This is a genomic window from Cecembia sp. (genome assembly GCF_007126775.1).
Taxonomy (GTDB): domain Bacteria; phylum Bacteroidota; class Bacteroidia; order Cytophagales; family Cyclobacteriaceae; genus Cecembia.
Genome location: NZ_SLAP01000174.1, coordinates 1 through 2,865 on the forward strand (window position 1 = coordinate 1; position 2,865 = coordinate 2,865).

Sequence of the window (2,865 nt, forward strand, 5' to 3'; positions counted from 1 at the left end):
AGAGTTCCATGTATTTTTGATGGACAAAGACCTCTTCGAAAAACAGTACATGGCCAAAATGTCGGTGGATGGTTCTGCCATAAACAGCTTCAATAACCTCTTCAGCCGCTTTTCCAGAGAACTCGCCAAGGACCTCAGCAACAAAGGATTTATCCTAAGACCTGCGGTATTGTAATCCCAGTATTTAGGGTCTGTTTGAAATACCACAGCATCACCCTGATAATCCTGCACGCCTTTTACATCGCTAAAAAAATTTATGCCTGATTTTACAGTCCATACCTGAAAAAAGACCGTTTGGAAAAAATGTTTGGAACTTCATCAAATCCCTAAGGCCAACGATTAGTTTTGATGCACTTTCTGGTATCCCACAAGTCGGATTGGATGTAAAAGACACCCCAAAACAAGTAAAGGAGATCTTTCAGTTTTTGGTTCAACAAGATGTCCCAATAGTAGTTGCCATCGATGAATTTCAACAGATAGGTAACTATCCCGGAAAAAACACGGATGCCTGGCTTAGGGGATTGATACAGTCACTACCCAACGTGCGTTTCATTTTTGCAGGCAGTCAGCAACATATACTCAGTAGTATGTTTTCAGAACCTGGGAGACCTTTCTTTAAAAGTGCCAGTCCATTGAAAATTGAAAAAATCGATCAGCAAGCATATGCAAAATTTATTGAAGAAAAGTTTGCTGATGAGGGCAGAAGTATTTCTCCTTCGATCATTTATCAAATGCTAGATTGGACCATATGCCATACTTATTACGTTCAGCTATTTTGCAATAGGGTGTTTCAAACTGGTAAGGAATTTATAGAAGAACAACTTTGGCATCAAGAAGCCAATAGAATTCTCCAAGAACAGGAACCATTCTTTTTCCATTACAGGGGTCTATTGACCATTCAACAATGGAAGCTTCTAAAAGCAATTGCTCTAGAAAAAGAAGTCATCGAGCCCACATCCAAAGCGTTTGTTTCAAATTATAATTTGGGAAGCCCTTCCACTGTCCTAAGATCATTAGAGGCATTGCAATCAAAGGAACTGATTTATAAGGAATACAAGAAAAATGGTATAGCATTTTACGGAGTATATGACGTCTTTTTCCAAAGGTGGATGGACCGGCAAGTTTAACCCGAAATATGCATATTACGGCTCCAACTCCAAACATGCTTCTAAACCGTTTACCACAAAGTAGGAGATTTTTTGACCCAATTGACATAAATTAAAAGGAGCATAGTCTAAGTCTTACCAAAATCAACAATTTATGAGATACTCCAATAGACAATTTTCCTGGCTCATGACCTTACTATTTTGTGGGTTAAGCACTGTATTGTTCGCTCAGAGAAGAGATAGTTCCACCCCTCCTTCTGTGAATGAACTGCTTTCGGAAACCACTTTTCGCGGGCTGGAGCTTCGAAGCATCGGGCCGGCATTCATGTCAGGAAGGATAGCGGATGTGGCTATCGACCCAACCAACGAAAGCACCTGGTATGTAGCTGCTGGTTCTGGCGGAGTTTGGAAAACGACCAATGCGGGAGTTACTTTTACGCCCATTTTTGATAACCAAGGTTCATATTCTATTGGCTGCGTAACCATTGATCCATCTGACCCGATGATCATTTGGGTGGGTACCGGAGAAGAAGGTGGAGGTCGACACTTTGGATTTGGTGACGGTATTTACCGCTCAGAAGATGGTGGTACCACATGGGAAAAACGTGGCTTACCGGATTCTGAACACATTGGGAAAATCATTGTCCACCCAGACAATAGCGACGTGGTATTTGTTGCTGCGCAAGGTCCCTTATGGAGTGCCGGTGGTGAAAGAGGCTTTTACAAAAGTACGGATGGTGGTAAAAACTGGAAAAAGACCCTGGGTGACGATCAGTTCACAGGTGTAGGGGATATCGCCATAGATCCAAGAAATCCTGACAGAATCTATGCGGTTACCTGGCAACGCCAACGTACCGTTGCGGCCATGATGGGTGGAGGAGTTAAAAACGGCATTTTCAGAAGTGAAGATGGTGGAGAAACATGGATACAATTGACCAATGGTCTTCCTTCCGGTAAAATGGGAAAAATAGGACTGACTATCTCACCGCAGCAACCGGATGTGGTCTACGCTGCCATAGAACTTGATCGAAGAACAGGTGGTACTTGGCGATCTGCTGACCGGGGTATGAATTGGGAGAAAACATCGGATGTGGTAGCCAGTGCCACAGGTCCACACTATTACATGGAGCTCTTTGCCTCTCCTCATCAATTTGACCTGATCTATATGATGGATGCCAGTATGAAATACTCTTCCGATGGAGGGAAAAATTGGCACATCGTCAACAGGGATCATATCCATGGTGATTTCCATGGCATGGCATTCAAAAAAAGCGATCCCAACTATGTGATGCTGGCGACTGACGGCGGACTTTATGAAAGTTTTGATCTAGCCAAAAATTGGAGATTCATGCCCAACTTGCCGATTACCCAGTACTACAAAGTCTCTCTCGATGATGCTGAGCCATTTTACAACATCTACGCCGGGACACAAGATAATGGAACGCACGGAGGACCTTCGCGTACGGACAATGTGCAGGGAATCCAAAACTACGACTGGAAACTTGTACTCAATTGGGACGGTCACGCCACAGCCACCGAGCCAGGCAATCCGGATATCGTCTATGCCGAACGCCAACAGGGTACCCTCAGCAGATTGGACATGTCTACCGGTGAAGTAGTGGATATTCAGCCTCAGGCTGGTGAAGATGATCCGCATGAGCGGTATAACTGGGATGCACCCATTCATGTGAGTCCGCATTCTCCTAGCCGACTGTATTTTGCATCATACCGTGTATGGAAATCCAACAACCGTGGCGAT

The 2,865-nt window shown here is 44.0% G+C and carries 1 protein-coding gene and 1 pseudogene; both read left to right on the forward strand.

Annotated features, from left to right (window positions below):
• Positions 1-377 precede the first annotated feature (377 nt).
• Positions 378-1,127: a hypothetical protein gene (locus QZT73_RS11765; protein WP_291777668.1), complete on the forward strand. Its 750-nt coding sequence runs from the start codon at positions 378-380 to the stop codon at positions 1,125-1,127.
• Positions 1,128-1,260: 133 nt separating this feature from the next.
• A pseudogene (locus QZT73_RS11770) lies at positions 1,261-2,865 on the forward strand (glycosyl hydrolase); the annotation flags it as partial.